At 32.1% G+C, this 20334-nt stretch carries 25 protein-coding genes; 24 read left to right on the plus strand and 1 reads right to left on the minus strand.

Annotated features, from left to right (window positions below):
• Positions 1–535: 535 nt before the first annotated feature.
• The 18 genes from BMX10_RS00535 to pyrR all read left to right on the plus strand — a co-directional run bounded on the left by BMX10_RS00535 (position 536) and on the right by pyrR (position 13988).
• Complete coding sequence (locus BMX10_RS00535; protein ID WP_090437786.1) at positions 536–1771, plus strand: BaiN/RdsA family NAD(P)/FAD-dependent oxidoreductase; 1236 nt, start codon at positions 536–538, stop codon at positions 1769–1771.
• Positions 1772–2009: 238 nt separating this feature from the next.
• The gene (locus BMX10_RS00540) at positions 2010–2462 is read left to right on the plus strand and encodes a hypothetical protein (RefSeq protein ID WP_090437788.1); all 453 of its coding nucleotides are present in this window, start codon (positions 2010–2012) and stop codon (positions 2460–2462) included.
• A gap of 128 nt (positions 2463–2590) precedes the next feature.
• Positions 2591–3838: a hemolysin family protein gene (locus BMX10_RS00545; RefSeq protein ID WP_090437790.1), complete on the plus strand. Its 1248-nt coding sequence runs from the start codon at positions 2591–2593 to the stop codon at positions 3836–3838.
• A 255-nt stretch (positions 3839–4093) separates the two neighbouring features.
• A complete protein-coding gene (locus BMX10_RS00550) occupies positions 4094–5071 on the plus strand; it encodes a polysaccharide deacetylase family protein (protein ID WP_170834619.1) in 978 nt (325 codons plus the stop codon).
• 168 nt (positions 5072–5239) lie between these two features.
• Positions 5240–5623 carry a hypothetical protein gene (locus tag BMX10_RS00555; RefSeq protein ID WP_090437794.1) on the plus strand — a complete coding sequence of 128 codons (384 nt, stop codon included), beginning with the start codon at positions 5240–5242 and terminating at the stop codon, positions 5621–5623.
• Positions 5624–5701: 78 nt separating this feature from the next.
• Entirely contained in the window at positions 5702–5863 is a 162-nt protein-coding gene (locus BMX10_RS17875) for a hypothetical protein (protein ID WP_170834620.1), read from the plus strand.
• A 149-nt stretch (positions 5864–6012) separates the two neighbouring features.
• A complete protein-coding gene (locus BMX10_RS00560; RefSeq protein WP_090437796.1) occupies positions 6013–7296 on the plus strand; it encodes a biotin/lipoyl attachment domain-containing protein in 1284 nt (427 codons plus the stop codon).
• A 21-nt stretch (positions 7297–7317) separates the two neighbouring features.
• Positions 7318–8013: a YggS family pyridoxal phosphate-dependent enzyme gene (locus BMX10_RS00565; protein WP_090437798.1), complete on the plus strand. Its 696-nt coding sequence runs from the start codon at positions 7318–7320 to the stop codon at positions 8011–8013.
• A gap of 17 nt (positions 8014–8030) precedes the next feature.
• Positions 8031–8480: a cell division protein SepF gene (locus BMX10_RS00570; protein ID WP_090437800.1), complete on the plus strand. Its 450-nt coding sequence runs from the start codon at positions 8031–8033 to the stop codon at positions 8478–8480.
• 20 nt (positions 8481–8500) lie between these two features.
• Positions 8501–8779, plus strand: coding sequence for a YggT family protein (locus BMX10_RS00575; protein WP_090437801.1), 279 nt, complete (start codon positions 8501–8503; stop codon positions 8777–8779).
• Complete coding sequence (locus BMX10_RS00580; RefSeq protein ID WP_090437803.1) at positions 8776–9564, plus strand: YlmH family RNA-binding protein; 789 nt, start codon at positions 8776–8778, stop codon at positions 9562–9564. The genes BMX10_RS00575 and BMX10_RS00580 overlap by 4 nt, the downstream gene beginning before the upstream one ends.
• A gap of 20 nt (positions 9565–9584) precedes the next feature.
• Positions 9585–10043 (plus strand): DivIVA domain-containing protein, encoded by a 459-nt coding sequence (locus tag BMX10_RS00585; protein ID WP_090437805.1) that lies wholly within the window; start codon positions 9585–9587, stop codon positions 10041–10043.
• A 113-nt stretch (positions 10044–10156) separates the two neighbouring features.
• On the plus strand, positions 10157–10855 hold the full coding sequence (locus BMX10_RS00590; RefSeq protein WP_090437807.1) for a 5'-methylthioadenosine/adenosylhomocysteine nucleosidase: 699 nt from the start codon (positions 10157–10159) through the stop codon (positions 10853–10855).
• Positions 10856–10976: 121 nt separating this feature from the next.
• Complete coding sequence (locus BMX10_RS00595) at positions 10977–11270, plus strand: DUF5665 domain-containing protein (protein WP_090437809.1); 294 nt, start codon at positions 10977–10979, stop codon at positions 11268–11270.
• 13 nt (positions 11271–11283) lie between these two features.
• On the plus strand, positions 11284–11940 hold the full coding sequence (locus BMX10_RS00600; RefSeq protein WP_090437811.1) for a TraR/DksA C4-type zinc finger protein: 657 nt from the start codon (positions 11284–11286) through the stop codon (positions 11938–11940).
• A gap of 99 nt (positions 11941–12039) precedes the next feature.
• The gene (lspA, locus tag BMX10_RS00605; protein WP_090437813.1) at positions 12040–12489 is read left to right on the plus strand and encodes a signal peptidase II; all 450 of its coding nucleotides are present in this window, start codon (positions 12040–12042) and stop codon (positions 12487–12489) included.
• A gap of 3 nt (positions 12490–12492) precedes the next feature.
• Positions 12493–13419, plus strand: a complete 927-nt coding sequence (locus tag BMX10_RS00610; RefSeq protein WP_090437815.1) for an RluA family pseudouridine synthase — start codon at positions 12493–12495, stop codon at positions 13417–13419.
• A gap of 32 nt (positions 13420–13451) precedes the next feature.
• On the plus strand, positions 13452–13988 hold the full coding sequence (pyrR, locus tag BMX10_RS00615; protein ID WP_090437817.1) for a bifunctional pyr operon transcriptional regulator/uracil phosphoribosyltransferase PyrR: 537 nt from the start codon (positions 13452–13454) through the stop codon (positions 13986–13988).
• A gap of 101 nt (positions 13989–14089) precedes the next feature.
• Here pyrR and BMX10_RS00620 read toward each other — a convergent pair whose 3' ends face one another.
• On the minus strand, positions 14090–15862 hold the full coding sequence (locus tag BMX10_RS00620; protein ID WP_090437819.1) for an Rqc2 family fibronectin-binding protein: 1773 nt from the start codon (positions 15860–15862) through the stop codon (positions 14090–14092).
• Between the two features lie 284 nt (positions 15863–16146).
• On the opposite strand from BMX10_RS00620, the gene dapF reads away from it, so the two are divergent.
• The 6 genes from dapF to coaBC all read left to right on the plus strand — a co-directional run bounded on the left by dapF (position 16147) and on the right by coaBC (position 20300).
• Positions 16147–17001, plus strand: a complete 855-nt coding sequence (dapF, locus tag BMX10_RS00625; protein WP_090437821.1) for a diaminopimelate epimerase — start codon at positions 16147–16149, stop codon at positions 16999–17001.
• A 70-nt stretch (positions 17002–17071) separates the two neighbouring features.
• The gene (locus BMX10_RS00630; RefSeq protein WP_090437823.1) at positions 17072–17953 is read left to right on the plus strand and encodes a YicC/YloC family endoribonuclease; all 882 of its coding nucleotides are present in this window, start codon (positions 17072–17074) and stop codon (positions 17951–17953) included.
• A gap of 12 nt (positions 17954–17965) precedes the next feature.
• Positions 17966–18247: an extracellular matrix/biofilm regulator RemA gene (gene remA / locus BMX10_RS00635; protein WP_090437825.1), complete on the plus strand. Its 282-nt coding sequence runs from the start codon at positions 17966–17968 to the stop codon at positions 18245–18247.
• A 22-nt stretch (positions 18248–18269) separates the two neighbouring features.
• A complete protein-coding gene (gmk, locus tag BMX10_RS00640; RefSeq protein ID WP_090437827.1) occupies positions 18270–18872 on the plus strand; it encodes a guanylate kinase in 603 nt (200 codons plus the stop codon).
• A gap of 16 nt (positions 18873–18888) precedes the next feature.
• Positions 18889–19110, plus strand: coding sequence for a DNA-directed RNA polymerase subunit omega (gene rpoZ, locus BMX10_RS00645; RefSeq protein ID WP_090437828.1), 222 nt, complete (start codon positions 18889–18891; stop codon positions 19108–19110).
• Positions 19110–20300: a bifunctional phosphopantothenoylcysteine decarboxylase/phosphopantothenate--cysteine ligase CoaBC gene (gene coaBC, locus BMX10_RS00650; RefSeq protein ID WP_090437831.1), complete on the plus strand. Its 1191-nt coding sequence runs from the start codon at positions 19110–19112 to the stop codon at positions 20298–20300. Before rpoZ ends, coaBC begins: the two co-directional genes overlap by 1 nt.
• Positions 20301–20334: the final 34 nt, after the last annotated feature.

A 20334-nucleotide genomic window follows, 5' to 3' on the forward strand; every position in this document is an offset into this window, starting at 1 on the left:
TTGGAAGTTAGTCAAAGAAGGATAAGGGTTATCCAGGTAACAAAGGAAGTAATTCAATGCTACTGTTATGAAAAAAAGGCTGCAAGAAATTTCAAAACAGATAATATTTTGGCCGCCTTCATCCCTGACACTGTTGATAGTGTATATAGCAAAGGGAGGTCGCAAGGATTGTATAATGACTCAAATCACATAAGCTAAGGCAGTATTCTTTCCTTATAGACAGGAATTAGGATACTGTTCTTTTTACTTTAGACAATGAATTTATAGGTTTTATCATGGACTATTTATGTATATTAGAATTAAAGGAATTTGTTATAAATAACAAGAATAAATTATAGACGAGAAATTATAAGTTAAAATTATTTAGATTTTCAGGTAAAATAATGCTAATGGTTGTAAGGGATAATGCATTGCTCTTTGGTAAAAATTATGGTAGATACTATTTTACTATTATGGAACCTATATTTTAGGATATAAAGTGAATGAAAAAGCTGGATGATTAGCTTAAATTTATAGAGTAGAAGGGTGTATAAAAATGAAGAATAGTAAAGTTTTAGTTGTTGGTGCAGGTCCAGCAGGCCTTATGGCAGCTATCACAGCGGCAGAATTCACCAATGATGTCATATTGATAGAAAAGAACGAAGCTATAGGCAAAAAGTTGAAGATAACCGGAGGTGGCAGATGTAATATAACAAACAATTCTTCTCCTGAAGAAATAATGAAAAATACTATTACCAATAGCAAATTTTTATATAAAAGTCTACATGCTTTTACGAGTCAGCAGCTTATGGAACTTATAGAAAAAAATGGATGTCCCCTAAAAATTGAATCAAATCAAAAGGTATTTCCCAAAAGTGAGCAATCTTCTGACATAATTAAAGTTTTTAATGATCTATTAATAAAGAAAAGGGTGAAGGTATATTTTCAATGCCAGCTGAAGGAGATTATTATAGAGGAGAGAGAAGTAATAGGTATTAAGACAGACCAGGGAAAAATAGTACCATGTGATTCTATTATTCTAGCAACTGGCGGTGTATCTTATCCCCATACAGGAAGCACGGGAGAAGGATTTTATATCTGTGAGAAACTGGGTCACACCATTCTACCACTTAAGCCAAGTCTCATCTCTATGGTTATCAAGGAGAAGTGGTTGACGACAATGACTGGAATCTCTTTAAAAAATATCGCTCTTAAAACCAAGATAGGTAAAAAAGCTAAAAGCTTTTATGGAGATCTATTATTTACCCATTATGGCATTTCTGGACCAGCAGTTTTTGAATTAAGTGCTTATATTAACAAATTAGATTTCTGTAAAGGAGGACACAAAATCTTTGTAGATTTTGTACCTAAAATACAGCAAGAGGAATTGAAAAAATTATTATTGGCGACAGAAAAAAGTAATAAGCAGATTTCTAGTGTATTAACAGAATATTTACCTAAGAAATTACTATTGGAGCTCTTAAACAATCTAGGTATATTACATGAAACTAGCTTAAACCAGCTTAATAGAAAAGATAGAAATAAGCTCATAGAAGCTTTGAAAAATTTTGAAATTACTATTGAAGCATTAAAAAGTGTTAAGGATGCTATTGTAACTTCGGGAGGAATTTCTGTAAAGGAAGTTAATCCCTTAACAATGGAGTCGAAGATAATTAAAGGTCTTTTCTTTGCAGGAGAAATTTTAGATGTAGATGCTGTAACAGGAGGATATAACCTTCAAATAGCATTTTCTACAGGTTATATTGCTGGAATCCATAGTGTAAATAGTTGAGACCGACAATAAAATATTTGTAAATATAAAAGTAAGTTATATAGGATTAACTGCAAATAAAACATCTACTCAACCTTTATGGAATTCTGCCTTTCTGGCATATGGAAGGTGATTGGATTTTTATATGGTAGATACAATGATTTTTATAGGGCTATAGATACATAAAAACTCTCCTTTAAATTTAAGTAAGAATAATTATTTGGACTAGCTAATATATTTTACTGAAGGGGGAGATATCATGGAATGGGCTGAAAAAGTAATAGAAACATTTGAAAGTATTAGAGATGTAAACATTCTAATCAGAAAAGTCCTAGATAGGGTGGCAAAAGAACTAGTAGATGCACATGAAAAAAATAATTATTTGGATAGAAGCAAATCCATTGCAACAAGAAGTAAGGGGAGCTATGTAATATTTGAGGATAATTTAATGATCAACGATTTTACATTACTAAGTCATAATAAAATTTTAAATAAGCTATTAGAGAGAAATAAAACCTTGAAGGGGCTTACTGAAGAAAGGGTTTATAGGATTATTAAAGAAATGCTATTGGAGGAAACTGAGTTATATAAGATAATTAATAGCAAACATCAAGAAGAAACAATTGAAATGGATAACTACGCAGCCAGAATGATATTAAGAAAATTGGAAGATATTCATGAAGAACTGATTGTTATTAAAAACAGCATATAAAACAGTAAAAAAAGCAGCATATCAACCTTAAGCTTTTAAGAAATTCAAAATTCCAAATTAAAAGTATAATATTGTCATAATCTATCAATATTAAACTATTATAGGCAGGGCTGTTAGGAGGAGACTGTATGATAGTTTATGAGTATATATGGCAATTATTTTTTTTGATAATACTGCTATTTTTGTCTGGTTTTTTTTCTGCTTCTGAGACTGCATTAATGTCTTTAAGTAGAATTAGAGTTAGACACATGGTTGATGAAAATATTCAAAGAGCAGCTTTAATCAATAAATTTATAACAGACCCTGGTAAATTGTTAGGAGCAATTCTTTTAGGTAATAATCTAGTCAATATTGCAGCTTCTGCCTTAGCTACTTCCTTAGCTTTAAGTATTTATGAAGAAGCAGGAATAGCAATAGCTACAGGAGTCATGACAATTCTTGTATTGATTTTTGGAGAAATCACACCTAAGTCAATCGCAGCACAGGATCCCGAGAAGGTATCTCTGAAAGTGATAAAACCTATTTCATTGGTGGTAAAAGTGTTGAGTCCTGTTGTACTGGTATTGACTTATCTGACAAATAAGTTCGTGAATATGCTAGGGATAAAAATAAATGCTGATAAGCCATTTATTACAGAGGAGGAGCTAAGAACAATTGTAACTGTCAGCCAAGAAGAAGGTGTTTTAGAAATCGAAGAAAAGCAAATGATCCATAATGTATTTGAATTTGGTGACCTACAGATAGAAGATATAATGGTTCAACGTACAGACATTGTTGCACTTGATGTGGAGGCTAGTTATGAAGAAGTAATGAAAATAGCAAAAGAACACCAGTTTTCTAGATATCCTATATACAAAGAGGGGATTGATAACATTATTGGAACATTAAATACAAAAGATTTGGTCTTTCTAGATATTGGAAAAGGAGAATTTCACATAGAAACCTACATAAGAAAACCTTATTATACTTTTGAGTTCAAAAAAATAAGCGATGTGTTTAAAGAAATGAAAAAAAAGTGGATACACATGGCTATTGTGCTTGATGAATACGGTGGAACTGCAGGAATTGTTACAATAGAAGATCTAATTGAGGAAATTGTTGGAGATATTCAAGATGAATATGATGAACTGGAATCAGAGATTGAAGTAGTTAATGACCATGAATATATAGTAGATGGTAGCACAAAAATAAATACTGTGAATGATGAATTGGGAACACAGTTAGAATCAGAAGACTTTGATTCCATTGGTGGATTTATTATTGGAGAGTTAGGGAGACTACCAAAACCGGGTGAAACTATTCAATATAATAATATTAAAATTACAGTAGAGGCTATTGAAAAAAATCGAATTCAGAAGATAAGAGTTTTCACGTAAAATAATATAAGGAACTACTTTTTTATGAAGTTAAACTAGGTACCTGTGTTTAAAGAATACAGGTGCTTTTTTAATGAAAAAAATATTGAAATACAGAATATACTGAAGGAAATTGTCGCATTAAAGTAGAATTTAGCATTAGAAGAATTTAAAAGTATCTTAATAGTATCTTAACAGTTCTTTAGCAGATGTTAAAAAAAGTTCTTTATAATGATGTTAGACAAAAGAAAAATTTTATGGACTGGAGAGATTAGGATGAGAAAAATTATTATAATATTTATTGTAGGGATAGTATTGATGGCAATAGTAGGCGGCAGTACTTTTTCTCAAACTCAACAACAGCCAGTAGATGTAGGAGCAGAAAAAACAAGTGAAAAGCTTCAAGCAGAAATAAAAGAAAACAAAGATAAAACAGAAAATATACAGGACACAGAAAAAGCTAAAAAGGACTTGAGAGAGGAAAAAGAAATTGATAGTAGTAAGGAGGAGACTTTAAAGGAAGATGAAGTGGAAAAAAAGGACCTGGAAGTAAATAGTGATGCTAAGAAGAAGGATAATCATAAATCCAAAAAAATATTTTTAACCTTTGACGATGGTCCAACTACTTTAACACCTCAAATACTAGATGTTTTAAAGGAACATGATGTTAACGCTACTTTTTTTGCAATCGGGAGACTGGCGGAAAAACATCCTGATCAAATAAAAAGAATCTATAATGAAGGCAATATGGTACTGCCTCACTCCTATACACACGATTATTCTATTTATAGTACCATTGATGGATTCTATGAAGATTTTTTTAGGGCAGAGGAAACAGTGAGCAGTATTTTAGATATCCAGCTACCCCCAATTTTTAGATTTCCAGGGGGATCCTCTAATCATAGCTCCTTTAATTACGGGGGAAAGCAGTTTATGCCAAAGCTTACAGAGGATGTTAAGGAAAAAGGATACTATTATATTGATTGGAATGTATCTTCAGGAGATGCAGGACCTGACTACAATAACAAAGAAAAAATGATAGAAAACGTATTGAATGGTGCAAAAGGTCAAGACTTTATAGTAGTTCTGTTTCATGATGTACCAAGAAATACTTCTATGAAAAAAATATTACCTGAAGTAATAACAGTTTTTAAAGATAGAGGCTATACATTTAGAACCTTTCGAGATATTACTGAGGAAGAACTAAATACAATGGTTCAGTTAAAGCTTGCTAATAAACCTATTATTAGATAGAAGCCATAATGATTAATACTGATAAATAATATTTTTTAGGCCAGAATAATTTTTCTGGTCTTTTTATTTAGAGCTAGTTTTTGTCAAGAAATACAAAAATAATAATATACTTATTATAGAGTATAATGCTAAGGTTAGTATTGTCTGCAAAATAAAAGGAGGGGCATAATGGTTAAAATTTTAGGATGGTCTAATACTGTGTTGGTAGCAATCATGACATTGATGTATCCACTAAAAAAATATAGCTTAGCTTCATCAGGAGAAAAGAAAAGGGGAAAAAACGGGAAGGTATTAGAGATGTATAAAAAGCTGAGGAAAGCACACCCCGATATTGGATATGTTATCATTACCATAGGACTTATACATGGCTATTTAGCTGTTGGTTTTTTAAAATGGCATAGCGGGGTCTTGGTTTTAAACACAATAATTATGATGGCTCTATCGGTTATTTTAGGGCAAAGAATTAAAAGGATGAAATCTAATTGGTGTGTTGTGCATAAACTTTTAAGTATTGCATTAATACTATTTATAATCAACCATATTTTCAGATGATTGATGACTTTGGACATATTCACTTCCCTTAAATAATATAATAGTTGTACAAACCAAATGATATAGGAGACTATGCCTATGGAAACTAAGGATTTGCTTGAAAAAAAATTCGGTATAAAAGAATTGAAGCAACAACAGTATTTATTAATATACGAAGCTACTTTATATATTTTTGAGTTTGCATTATTAACAGGTTGTTTTTTTGGATTATGCATGTTATTATATGAAGCATTTGGTTAAATTCATAATAGAATTACAACTAACTCCACCTAAAAGGTGGCTTTTTTTATGATGTATATAGTACTAGGGAATTATAAATTTTATTCTTCAAAATGAAGGACTTTAAAGGAATATGCAGAATTAATATATAAGAATTGGGTTGGCAGGTGATGTTATTGCATAAAAAGAAAAAAGTGAAAAAAAGACTGATAATAAGAAATATTAACAAGCTATTCATTGGCATTATTATACTATTGTACTTCTTATCCAGAATGCCTCCGTTTTTTAGTCAAGCTACCAATAAAACATATATAGCAGAATATGGAAAGATAGAAACTGCAATAACAACAGAAGGTTACATAGTAAGGGATGAAAAAGTGATTACAAGTACTAGTGAAGGAGATGTTATTCTTCTAGTAAATGAGGGAGAACGGGTAGCGAGAGGGCAGAAAATCGCAACTATTCATTTTAATGATTTAGATGATAATATAACCAAAGATTTGGAAATAATTAATTTAAGGATAGAAAATATTAAAGATAAGCAGTTAGAAGAACACTTATTTCAAACAGATATCCAAAAAATTAATAATGAGATAGAAACCGTTACTCAACAAATTCAAGACTTGATTAAAAATGGTGATTATATAAAGGTAGGTGCTTTAAAAGAAACACTTTTAATACTGGTAGAAAAAAAGAGTATTATTAGTGGAGAGAAAAGCCTTCCAGGAAGAAATCTTGAACAATTAGAAAGACAACAGCAAAACCTACAAGAAAAGGTAAGTGCTTCTGTTAAAACTATCATTAGTGAATACCCAGGGGCGGTTGCCTTAGGAAGGGATGGGCTAGAGGATCTATTAACCTTGAGCAACTTAGATTATATGACACTACAACAATTTGAAACTATAAGAAATTCATTAGATAATGATAAACAGCAGGATGATGAAACCAATATAAGGATTATTAAAAATCATCAATGGAGTATTATTACAAAGCTGATGCAGGAAGATATACTAGGATTAGAAAAGGAACGGAAAATAAAAATAAGGCAACAAGGGGATAACAAAGAATATAATGCCATTGTTAGAAATGTTATTCAGGAAGATGATGATAATTGCATTGTAGTATTAGATCTAACAGAGTTTATGGAAGAGTTTTATAATAAACGAAGTATTACATTTGATGTGATAATAAGAAGCTATGAGGGAGTAATGATTCCTAATTCTGCAATAACTGAACATGAAGAACAAACAGGTGTATTTAGATTGGATGTTAATGGTTTTGCAAGATTTGTACCTATCAAGGCAAAGGGAAGTAATCGTGAATACTCAATAGTTTATAATGGATCCTTTGACGAAAAAGTTAATAATGAAACCCAGAGGATTAATACAATTAATTATTATGATGAGATAGTAGTAGATGCTGAAAAAATTAATATAGGAGAAAGAATACGTTGAAATAAATAAGGAGGAGTATCATTGACATTAGATATAGAAACCAACTTAAAGGTAGTGAAATCGCAAATTGATGAGGCTGCCATGAAGGCTGGTAGAAAGTCCCATGAAGTTCAACTTATCGCTGTTACCAAAACTGTGGAGCCAGAAATAATTGAAAAAGCTATAGCAGCTGGTGTTAAACATATCGGAGAAAATAAAGTACAAGAATTGGTTAGAAAATATGAAATCATAGGCGATAAAGTAAAATGGCACATGATTGGACATCTACAGAAAAATAAGGTGAAATATATTATTGATAAAGTAGAACTTATCCATTCGCTAGACTCTTATGAGTTAGCCTTAGAAATAGATCGAAGGGCAAAAAAAATAGGAGTAGAGGTACAGTGTCTATTACAAATAAATGTCTCTGAAGAAATTTCAAAATATGGCGTTAAGCCTTGTGATGCTAAAGAACTACTAAAGCAAATAAGTTCTTTAAGTAATATAAGGGTTGTAGGCTTAATGACTATGGCTCCTTATACTGAAAATCCAGAGGAAGTGAGGATTTATTTTCAAAAGCTAAAGAAAATATCTTTAGATATTAATAAAATGGCCATGAATAATGTGATGATGCGTTACTTATCCATGGGTATGTCCAATGACTTTGAGATAGCCATAGAAGAAGGTGCAGATTTAGTTAGAATTGGTAGTAAAATCTTTGGAGAACGTAACTATTAAATTTAGGGGGGAGAATTATGGCAGGAAAATTAATAGATAAAGTAAAATATTTTATCGGGTTAGATGTTTTTGAGGAAGATGAAGAAATGGTAGAAGGAGAAGAAGGTCAACAATCACAAGAAGAAATGATGCCAATCTTCAGTAATAGCAAAAAAAATAAAGTGTTAAATATCCACACCACTACACAAATGAAGGTTGTAATTTTTGAACCTAGTAATTTTGATGAAGCACCAGGCATAGTAGATAACTTGAAAAATAGAAAGCCTGTAATTATTAATTTAGAAAATATTGACCCTGATTTGGCAAGAAAGTTTTTTGACTTTTTAAATGGAGCTATCTATGCATTAGATGGTAGCATTCAAAAAGTATCTACTGGTATTTTTATTTTAGCGCCTAATAATGTAGATATTACTGGAAATATTAAGGAGGAACTGAAAAATAAAGGGGTATTCCCCTGGCAGAAATAATTAAAGGAAGGTGATTTTGCTTGTTTTCTACTAGAGATATAGTAATGGCGATATATTATTTGCAAAGATTGATTAATATTTTTATATTTGTTAGAGTGATTTTTTCATGGGTGAATCCAAATCCTCATAGTGGCTTAGTACAATTTATTTATGGAGTAACAGAACCTATCTTAGCACCTGTAAGAAATCTTATTCATAGGCTTGGATATAATGGTATGATTGATTTTTCACCAATTGCAGCAATTTTATTGGTAAACATGATAACTTCAGTAATCATTAGGTTGGTAACTGGTCTGTGATAGATAAGGAACTATACTTACAACATGTGAAGGATGCTGACTTAAAACATCTTTTAGTTAAGGCATTAGATAAAACTGAAAATGTATTAAGAACCCATGATATTAAAACAACTGATTTCTTGAATCCTTATGAAGAAAAAGCTATTACAAATGTTTTGGCTACTTTTGAAAATATTAATTGGATAGTAACAGGAGGGTATCAGGAGGCTGAAAGGAAAATAATTATTATTTTTCAAGACTACCTTTCTGTTGATGATATAAAAATTCCCTTAACTGCTGTAGAAATAACTAGGAATTTACAGTCTAAAGACTTAAATCATAGAGATTATCTAGGTAGTATTTTATCCTTAGGGATTAAACGTGAAAAAATTGGAGATATCATAATAAACGGTAATATCTGTCAGGTTGTGATTCAGGAGGATTTAAAGGATTATGTAGTATATAACCTAGATAAAGTTGGAAATACTTCTATTACCGTTAGAGAAATAAATTTGAAAGATATAAAGCCTTTAATTATTAGCTATAAGGATTTATGTGGCACTGTTGCTTCTTTAAGGTTAGATAGTATTGTCAGCTTAGGTTTTAAAACATCTAGGACAGAGGCACAAGCCTTAATAGCTAAGGAAAGGGTATATATAAATTGGGGTATTGCTAACAAAAATTTTCATGAGCTACATACTGGTGACATCATTTCTGTGAGAGGAAAGGGACGAATAATTGTTGATGAAATTCAAGGGAATACAAAATCAGGACGGATTCATGTTAAACTTAAAAAGCCAATATAATTTTGACGGAGGTGACCTTTATGCTTACGCCTTTAGACATTCAAAACAAAGAATTTAAGAAAGGGTTTAGAGGATATAAGGAAGATGAAGTAGATGAATTTCTAGATGAAATAATGATTCATTATGAAAAGTTATATAAAGAAAATGCTGAATTAAAGGATAAAATAGAAAAAGCTTATCAGCAGGTAGAGCAATATAAAGGTTTAGAAGAAACCCTAAAAAACACTTTAGTTGTAGCGCAAAACACAGCAGAAGAAGTGAAGGGAGCTGCTTCAAAAAAATCCCAGTTGATTATTGAAGAAGCAGAAATACAAGCAAGAGAAATCATAAAAAAAGCCAATAGAGATGTTGATGATGTAAGAAATCAGTATGAGGAAGTAAAAAAACAAATGGAGATATTTAAAACTCGATATAAAACTTTATTACAGTCACAATTAGAAACATTAATAGATACTACAGCAGAATTGCAGGAAGGCTAAAACTAAAACTATAGCAAGTCTCGTTCTAATTATTATTGTGAACGAGATTTTTTTCTAGATATGAAGGATACTTTTAAAATGATAATAAAGAAGAAAAAGGAGGCAGAGGATTAATGAGTAGAATAGGCATAATAGGAGCGATGGATGAAGAAGTAAATATTTTAAAGGAAGAAATGAGGATCAAAGAGACCAAAAAGATCGCAGATATGGTTTTTTATATTGGAGAGCTTTGTAAAAAGGATATAGTGCTGGTACGATGCGGCATAGGAAAGGTGAATGCTGCAATATGTACCCAAATCCTTATTGGACAACTAAATGCTACTACAGTCATAAATACAGGGGTAGCAGGTGCTATACACAACGATTTAGATGTTTTGGATGTTGTAATCTCAGTTGATGTATTGCAGCACGATTTTGATGTCACAGGTTTTGGGTATAAGATAGGGGAGATACCAAGAATGGATACTTGGATCTTTAAAGCTGATGAAGAGCTAGCTTCTAAAGCTTATCAAGCAGCTGAAAAGGTATTAACAAACGGAAAGGTGTTAAAAGGAAGAATTGTCTCTGGGGATGTTTTTGTTAGCAGTACACAGTTAAAGGATAAAATACAAGACACATTCCAAGCATATTGCACAGAAATGGAAGGAGCTGCCATTGGACATACCTGTCATCTTAATAAGGTTCCCTTCGTTGTAATAAGAGCTATGTCAGATAAAGCTGATGGTTCTGCACATGCAAATTTTAATGAATTTGTTATAGAAGCTTCAAACCACTCTAAGACGATTATAATAGACATGCTTAATAGTATGTAAATATATTGTTTTCTATCTATAAAGCAATATATTTCTTTAGTCCTATAACGCATTTGTTTAAATAATTAATGTAAATAAATTTAAACGAAAAGGTTAAAATATTTAGTAGAGGAGAATCAATATGCCTAGCAAGAAAAAAAGGCCCAATATTGGAGATAAGCTAGAAAATTTATCAAAAAAGATGGATAACATGAGAGTTGCAGAATATGTTGAAATGGTATCCAATCCAAAAAGACTTATTTTGATGAATTTCCTTCTTGGAATGGTGCGAGGGATAGGCATGGGCATTGGTTTTACTCTATTAACAGGACTTATCATAGCTTTATTGGCTTATGTTATGCGGAGTTGGGTGAACCTTCCTTTTATTGGCAAGCTAATAGCAGATTTGATAGAAATTATTGAGAATTATAGATAGGAGGAACCAAAATTTGGATACAAAAAAGCAGAATTATTTTCAACGCTTGTTATTACAAGAAAAACAAGATATTTTAGATACATTAAAACGCATGGAAGAGCATCAACCCCATAATGCTTCTATGAGAGAAGCTACTGAGGAATTATCTGCTTATGATAATCATCCTGCTGATTTAGGAACTGAAATGTTTATGGCGGCTATGCAGTCAAATTTAGAAAATAATGAAAAATACAGATTAAACCAAATTGATGAAGCATTAGAAAAAATTGAAATAGGTAGTTATGGCATATGTCAAGGTTGTGGAGACGAAATAGCTGTAGAAAGATTAGAAATTGTCCCTGAAACTAATACCTGTATAGAATGTGAAAAAGGAGAAATTGCTTTATATGATTCTAAGGCAAATAGACCTGTTGAGGAGTCTTTACTACAACCACCTTTTGGAAGAACTGATAAAGACGATGATGATTATACAGGTTTTGATGGTGAAGATGCTTATCAGGAGGTTGCAAAGTTTAATGAAGTTGCAAGTGATCCATCCTTCTCCACGGCAGACAATCAAGGAATATTTGATGAGGATAGCCCTGGAATTGTTGAGGGAACTGATAAGATTACTGAAGAGCATTATGAAAATCAGCTTCCAACCACTAAAGAAGAAAGAAGAAAAAAGTAGGGTTTAGTATAGACAAAAAAGGTACTTTTTGTATCTTTTTTTTTTGGATAATGGTATAATCATAAAAGTATGGGGACGGGAAAGGGGCTGCAATGCAATATGAACTATATATTATCTTTTATTGTTTTAGCATTAGATCAGATTAGTAAAATATTAGTGCTAAAGTATTTAAAAAACATAGGAGAATTTCCAGTGATTAAGAATTTTCTCCATTTTACCTATGTAGAAAATAGAGGTGCTGCCTTTGGTATCCTACAGCATCAAAAATGGTTTTTTATAACGATGACAATATTAATTGTTGGGTTTATTATTATATATTTTAGGAAAGAAAGAGGATACCCAAAACCTATGATGATTGCTTTAAGTCTAATTGTAGGTGGAGCCATAGGAAATTTTATTGATAGAGTGGTACATGGGTTCGTAGTAGATTTTATAGATTTTAGAATATGGCCTGTTTTTAATATTGCTGATTCTGCTATCGTCATCGGACAAGTTTTAGTGGTTTATGTCATTATAAAATATGATAAACTAGAACAAAAGGAGATGTAAAGATTGGAACGAGAAGTATTTTTTGTTTCAGAAGACGAGGAAGGTATCAGACTTGATACTTATATTTCTGATCAATATCAAGACTTGAGCAGAAGTTATATACAAAAATTAATTAAAGATAACTTAGTTAAGGTAAATGACAAATCTGAAAAAAGTAAGTATCTAGTTAAACATGGTGACGAGATTGTTGTACTAGTACCACCTCCAAGAGAGCTTGATATTAAACCAGAAAATATCCCTATTGAAATTATTTATGAGGATCAGGATATAGTTGTTGTCAATAAACCTAAAAACATGGTAGTGCATCCTGCCCCTGGGAATTATGAAGGTACACTAGTAAATGCTTTGCTATATCATTGTAAAAACCAACTATCCTCTATTAATGGTGTAATACGACCAGGCATTGTTCATCGCATTGATAAAGATACATCAGGCTTACTGATGATTGCAAAGAATAATAAGGCTCATAGAGGCTTAGCTGAACAATTAAAGGAGCATACTATTACTAGGAAATATCATGCAATTACTTTAGGAAAAATAAAAGAGAGTAGAGCAACTATCGATGCGCCTATAGGAAGGCATCCTATCCATAGACTGCGGATGGCGGTGGTAGAGGATGGACGTAATGCTATCACCCATATAAAGGTACTGGAAAGATATAATGACTATACATATATTGAAGCTAAATTAGAGACTGGAAGAACCCATCAGATTCGGGTGCATTTATCTTATATAAAGCATCCATTACTAGGGGATGATTTATATGGTGGCAAATCCTCCAAATTTAATTTGGAAGGACAAACGCTCCATGCCAAGGTCTTAGGATTTTTACACCCTACTAAAAATAAATATATGGAGTTTGAAGCACCATTACCTATGATATTTGAAAAAATTTTAAGAGTGCTGAGGAACAATGAAATAAAAGTATAGAAAAGAAGAGCGGTATGAAGTGAGGTGTTGAAATGAAAAAACAAGTACACTTGATGGATGACAAAGCTATTAATAGAGCGATTACTAGAATTGCCCACGAGATATTAGAAAAAAACAAAGGAGCAAACGACATCATATTAGTTGGGATCAAGACAAGGGGTGTTCCTTTAGCTAATAGATTAGCTGAAAAGATCAAGTCCATTGAAGAGAACGAAGTTCCTGTAGGAGTATTAGACATTACTCTATATCGAGATGATTTGTCAAAAGACACCATTGATCCAGTTATTCATGGCTCAAAAATAAATGCTGACATAAACGATAAAAAGATCATTCTAGTTGATGATGTATTATATACAGGACGAACAGTAAGGGCTGCTCTAGATGCTCTTGTGGATATAGGACGACCACAAATAATTCAATTGGCAGTTTTAGTAGACAGAGGACATAGAGAACTACCAATTAGAGCAGACTATGTAGGAAAAAATGTGCCCACATCAAAGGAAGAGGTAGTTAAGGTAAACCTTCAAGAGGTAGATAAAGATAATTTTGTAGTTATTACAAGATTATAAGGAGGAATAAAAAGGAGCCTATATCTGAGAGAGATATATAGGCTCTTTTTAGTAGGATAAATCTACAATAAATGTCTCAAATCACATAAAAACAAAGAATGTTATTCTATCTGATGAATATTCTGAATGGCATTTTCGTCGCCATCTACTAATATAGTCGAGTAGTTATCATAAATTACCATCCCAGGCTTAGCTCCCTTTGGTTTTCTTACATTTTTTCTTTGGGTATAATCAACCGCAACCTTTGTAGCATTTTTAGCTTTGCTATAATAGGCAGCTAAACTGGCAGCTTCTAATATAGATCTATCGGTATAGTCGCTATCACTAAGCCTTAAAACCACGTGAGACCCAGGCCTATCCTTAACATGGAACCATAGGTCCTCTTTATCAGCGATTTTCAAAGTAATTTCATCATTCTGCTTATTATTTTTGCCAACCAAGATTTCAAAGCCTTCAAAGGATTTATACTTCAAATAGCCTGATTTCTTAAAAACTGTGACCTTTTTTTTCCCAAGACGCTTTTTATAATAACCAGTTTCCATTAACTCATTATGAATTTCTTCAAGGTCTGAAAGATAAGTAGATTGGTCAATATTAACAATAATCTGCTCTAAATAATCAATTTCTGTTTTGGTTTTCTCTAGCTGTTTAGCCACTTCAAGCAAAGCATTTTTAGCTTTATTATATTTTTTATAGTAATTCTGTGCATTCTTTGAAGGTGTCAATTTTTTATCCAATTCAATGAGTAAAGGAGTATAATTTTCATCGTAGTAATTAATTAACTCGATGGCTTCTTGGCCTTTTTCAATCTGGTGGAGATTAGTAGTTAAAAGCTCCCCCTTTAACCTATAGAGATCGGCTTTTTCTGCTTTCTTCAAATCATGATGAAGGTTTTGCATCTTGTTATACAATCTATCTAGTTTTGTATTGATGTTTTTCCTCAAGTCATAAGACTTTTGCTTAATACGTTCTCTATTATCGCGATTGGCATAAAAGCTTTCCAGCATATTACTAATAGAAGATTTTTCCTGTTTTTCTAATTCAGAAAGATGATGAAGATCCATTACAGTAAAATCAATGTACTTACTATTTGTTGTATCAAAATAAATAATTGGAACAAAATTATTATTATCAACCACATGCAAGAGTGACTGAAAGGACATGAACAATTTCTGGTGTTCCTCTTCTGACAAGTGAACCAATAGGTGATCTCCGTCAACATTAGCTAGATAACAAACTTCCCTTGCAATCAAAGGTGAGATGCCTGTAAAGGTAGCATATAAAGCTTTTATCACAGGAATTTGTAGGGAGCCTGTTAGGTTTTCACGGAAGGTTTCAGCTGAGGTAACAGATAAAGGATTAAATTTATTTTGTGAAGGAGGCATATTATATTTTAGACCAGGAAGAATTTGACGATAACGACTAATATCAAGAGAAATTCTTTTAATACTATCCAAGATTTTATTATCTTCACAGTCTATAAGAATGATATTACTATGCTTACCCATCATTTCAATAATTAATTCTCTATGTTTCAACATATTTAATTCGTCCAGTGTTTCAATCTTAAACTTTATAATCCTCTCAAAATCTGGCTGTAGTATATCCACTATTTTTCCGCCTTGTATATACTTTCGTAATAGCATACAAAAATTTGGAGGAGTAGAAGGGTTTTCCTTATTTACATTGGTGAAGTGCACCCTTGGATAATTACTGCTGGAAGATAAAAGAAGCTTTAAATTTTTACCTTGACTACGGATATGTATGATAATCTCATCTGCCTCTGGCTGATATATTTTTTCAATTCTATTATATTCTAGTAGACTGCTAAGTTCATGAGCCAAGGCTGATACAACTAATCCATCTAATGCCATAATGAATTCCTCCTAGTGTTTTGTAATCATAATATAGCATAAAAGCTTTTAAAATGCAAAATCAGGAAAGATTCCTTTGTAATTCAAAAAGGAAACTATTGCAATCTATAGATAATACTAGTATGCTTTAAATATTAAAAGAAATTTAAGTGCTTTTAAGTACCTAATAAAATGAATTACTGGGAATAATAAATTTCTTCTAAGATTTATGTGTGATATAATAAATGCAAAATTAATATGGGAAAATGTGTTAACACTTTTAAATAAAGTGAGGTGTAAAAATAATGAACATACCTTTTAAGAAGCTGCATGGTGCTGGAAATGATTTTATTATTATAAAATATGACAGTTACCCTTATGAAAAAAAATTTAATGATCTAGCAGTTAAAAGTTGTCATAGACGCTTCGGGATAGGAGCAGATGGTTTGATGATTGTGGCCGCCTCTAAAGAAGCAGATTTCAAAATGTATTACTATAATAGCGATGGTTCCAGAGCCAATATGTGTGGCAATGGTATAAGGTGCTTTGCTAAATTTGTATATGATGAAGGGTTAGTAAAAGCAAAAAACTTTACCATCGAAACATTAGCGGGGATAAAAACTGTTGAGATACTAGAAAAAAATGGAAGTGTGTATGCCGTTAGCGTTAATATGGGAAAAATGACTTTAGAGCCTAAAAAAATTCCAGTAAAAGCAGAAGGGGCTAAGGATTTTATCAATAGAACAATAAAAATAGAAGATAAAGAATTTTTAGTTTCAACAGTTTTAATGGGAGTTCCTCATACTGTAATATTTACTGATGAGTTAGATATGAATATTGTAAAAAAATTTGGGCCAATAATTGAAAAACATGGATTTTTTCCAGAGGGAACAAATGTCAATTTTGCTAAAATCGTAGACGAAGCTCATATTGAAGTTAGAACGTGGGAAAGAGGAGCTGGCTATACATTAGCCTGCGGAACGGGAGTTACCAGTGTATGTGGTGTAGCCCATTTATTAAATCTAGCAGGAGATACACTGTTGGTTAGTACAGAAGGAGGAACATTAAAAATAACGGTGATGGAAAATCAGCTTATGATTATGGAAGGTCCTGCAGAAGATATATGTTATGGGGTATATGTTTTCAATAATATCCTTTAATTATCTTGCAATTCATTACACTGGACTATAAAATATTATGGGTAAGGTAGTAAATGGAAGGGTGAAAACTATGTTAACTAGTATGACAGGATTTGGTAGAGGAGAAGTACAAAAAGAAGGGAAATATTTTCATATTGAACTAAAGTCGGTAAACCATAGATATATGGATATTAGTATTAAAATGCCTAGAAGTTTTACATATCTAGAGGATCGTATTAGACAACTAGTGAAGAAGTATATACAAAGAGGGAGAGTAGAGATTTTTATTACCTATAAAAATCTTGGAGAAAGTGATATCAAAGTTACTACCGATATTACATTAGCCCATCAATATATAAAGGCCTTGGAAGAAATCCATAATAGCTTTAGCATTGAAAAGGATATCGGAGTCTCTACTATAGCAAGATTTCCTGATGTATTACAGCTAGAGAAGCAGGAAGAAAACGAAGAAATAGTATGGAATCTATTGAAAGAAGGCTTAACCCAAGCACTGAATAATTTATTAGAGATGAGAAAAGAAGAAGGCAGTGAATTGAAGGATGATTTAGAAAAGCGCTTAGAAATACTAATAGCATTAATAGCCAAGATCAAAGATAGATCGCCAGAGGTGGTAAAGGAACATAAGGAAAGGTTAACAAAAAGAATTAGAGAGTTTATGGAGGAAGAGATAGAGATTGATGAAGCTAGAATTGCATTGGAAGTAGCATTATTTGCAGATAAAAGTAATATTACTGAAGAAATAGTAAGGCTTAATAGTCATATAGTACAGTTTAATAAATCTATGGAGCAAAAAGAAGCTATTGGAAGAAAATTAGATTTTCTAATTCAAGAAATGAACAGAGAAATAAATACAATTGGTTCAAAAGCTAATGACTTGGTTATATCTAATATTGTAGTTGATATAAAAAGTGAGTTAGAAAAAATACGAGAACAAATTCAAAATATTGAATAAGGAGGCCCCAAAATGAATATAAAGCTAATTAACATAGGTTTTGGAAACATTGTATCTGCTAGTCGAATCGTTGCTATTGTAAGCCCTGAATCAGCACCAATCAAAAGAATCATTCAAGAGGCAAGAGACAGAGGTATGTTAATAGATGCTACCTATGGACGTAGAACGAGAGCAGTTATTGTAACAGACAGTGATCATGTTATACTATCTGCAGTACAACCTGAAACAGTTGCCCATAGATTAAATACAAAAGATACAAACAAAGACACAGAGACAATAACTGAAGGTGAATAGAAGTATAGAAGAGGAGAGAGCCATGATTAAAAAAGGATTATTAATCGTTGTTTCTGGACCTTCTGGGGCGGGGAAAGGAACCATTTGCAAGAACCTACTAGAACTGAATCCAGATATTAAAATCTCAATTTCAGCTACTACTAGAGCTCCTAGAAAAGGTGAAGTTGAAGGCGTAAACTATTACTTTATCTCTAACCAAGACTTTGAAGAAATGCTGCAGCAGGATGCTTTATTAGAATATGCAAAGGTATATGATAATTATTATGGAACTCCTAAAAAATATGTTTTAGATAATTTAGAAAAAGGAAATGATGTTTTACTAGAAATAGACATCGTTGGTGCATTACAGGTTAAAGACAAATTTAAAGATGGAGTTTTTGTTTTTATTTTACCACCTTCCCTAGAGGAGCTAAAAAATAGAATCGTTGGCAGAGGAACCGAAAGCAATGTGGATATAGAAAAAAGATATGGTTGTGCTATAGAAGAAATTGAACAGGTTATTAAATATGATTATGCAGTAATAAACGATGATGTAGATAGAGCCACCAAAGACGTTGAAGCAATCATTAAAGCAGAAAAATGCAAGGTTACAAGAGTACACGAAGATATCAAATCAATTTTTTAATAAGGAGAGTGATATTATGTTATATCCATCAACTAATGATTTAATGAAGAAAGTAGATAGTAGGTATACTTTAGTAGTAGCTGTTGCCAAAAGAGCAAGACAGTTAATAGACGGAAACGATGTAAAAGTGAAGCCTACTTCTCTTAAACCAGTCTCCATAGCTACTCAGGAAATTGTTGAAGATATGGTTACCTACACCCCTGCTGTCGATGATAAGCAGAGAAAGGTTAATGAGTAATGTTAAATGGAAAAAATGTTGTAGTAGGTGTAACTGGAGGCATATCTGCTTATAAGGCTTGTGACATTGTAAGTAGATTGAAAAAATTAAATGCTAATGTAGATGTAATTATGACAAAGGCTGCTACTGAGTTTGTTCAACCCCATACCTTTCAAGCTTTAAGCCAAAATCCTGTTATTACAGATGTATTTCAAACACCTAGATATTGGGATATAGAGCATATATCATTGGCACAAAAAGCCGATATTGTTTTAATCGCACCAGCTACAGCAAATATTATAGGAAAGGTAACACATGGAATTGCAGACGATATGCTATCTACCACTATTATGGCCACTACTGCAAAAGTAGTATTTGCACCAGCTATGAACACAAAAATGTATGAGAACAAAATAGTTCAGGCAAATATACAAGCATTAAAAAGCCTAGGATATGGATTCATTCCACCAGGTAGCGGAAGACTAGCCTGTGGGGATATAGGAGCAGGGAAGCTAGCAGATATAGATACAATTATTGATTATATCCTAAAAATTGAATCTGTAGAAAAGGATTTTTATGGTAGAAAAATAATGATTACTGCTGGACCAACGATAGAAGCTATTGATCCAGTACGTTTTATTACCAATCATTCCAGTGGTAAGATGGGTTATGCTATAGCAGAGGCAGCTAGCAAGAGAGGTGCTTCAGTAACATTGATATCAGGTCCTACTAATCTCTCACCTCCATCTGACGTAAAGCTTGTCTCTACTAGCTCTACTTTAGATATGTATGAAGCTGTTATGGAGCATTATGGAGAGCAGGATATCATTATAAAGTCTGCCGCTGTAGCTGATTACCGCCCAAATAGTACTGTCGATAAAAAGATAAAAAAACAAGAGGGAGACTTAACATTAACACTAGTTAGAAATCCTGATATTTTATATGAACTGGGTAAGATAAAGGATAATAAAGTCCTTGTAGGTTTTGCTGCAGAAACGGATAATATTATAGAATACGCTAAAGAGAAGATAACAAAGAAAAACCTAGATCTTATTGTTGCCAATGATATTACCCAGGAGGGTGCTGGCTTTGGAGTTGATACTAACATTGTATATTTAATAGATAGTGGTAATAATATAAAAAAGATTGATAAATCTAACAAAACTGATATAGCTCATCAAATTTTAGATAAAATTAAAGAATGTCTTTAATTAAATATAATGATACATAGCCTGTATTTCCTTT

This window comes from Natronincola peptidivorans (assembly GCF_900111615.1).
Taxonomy (GTDB): Bacteria; Bacillota; Clostridia; order Peptostreptococcales; family Natronincolaceae; genus Natronincola_A; species Natronincola_A peptidivorans.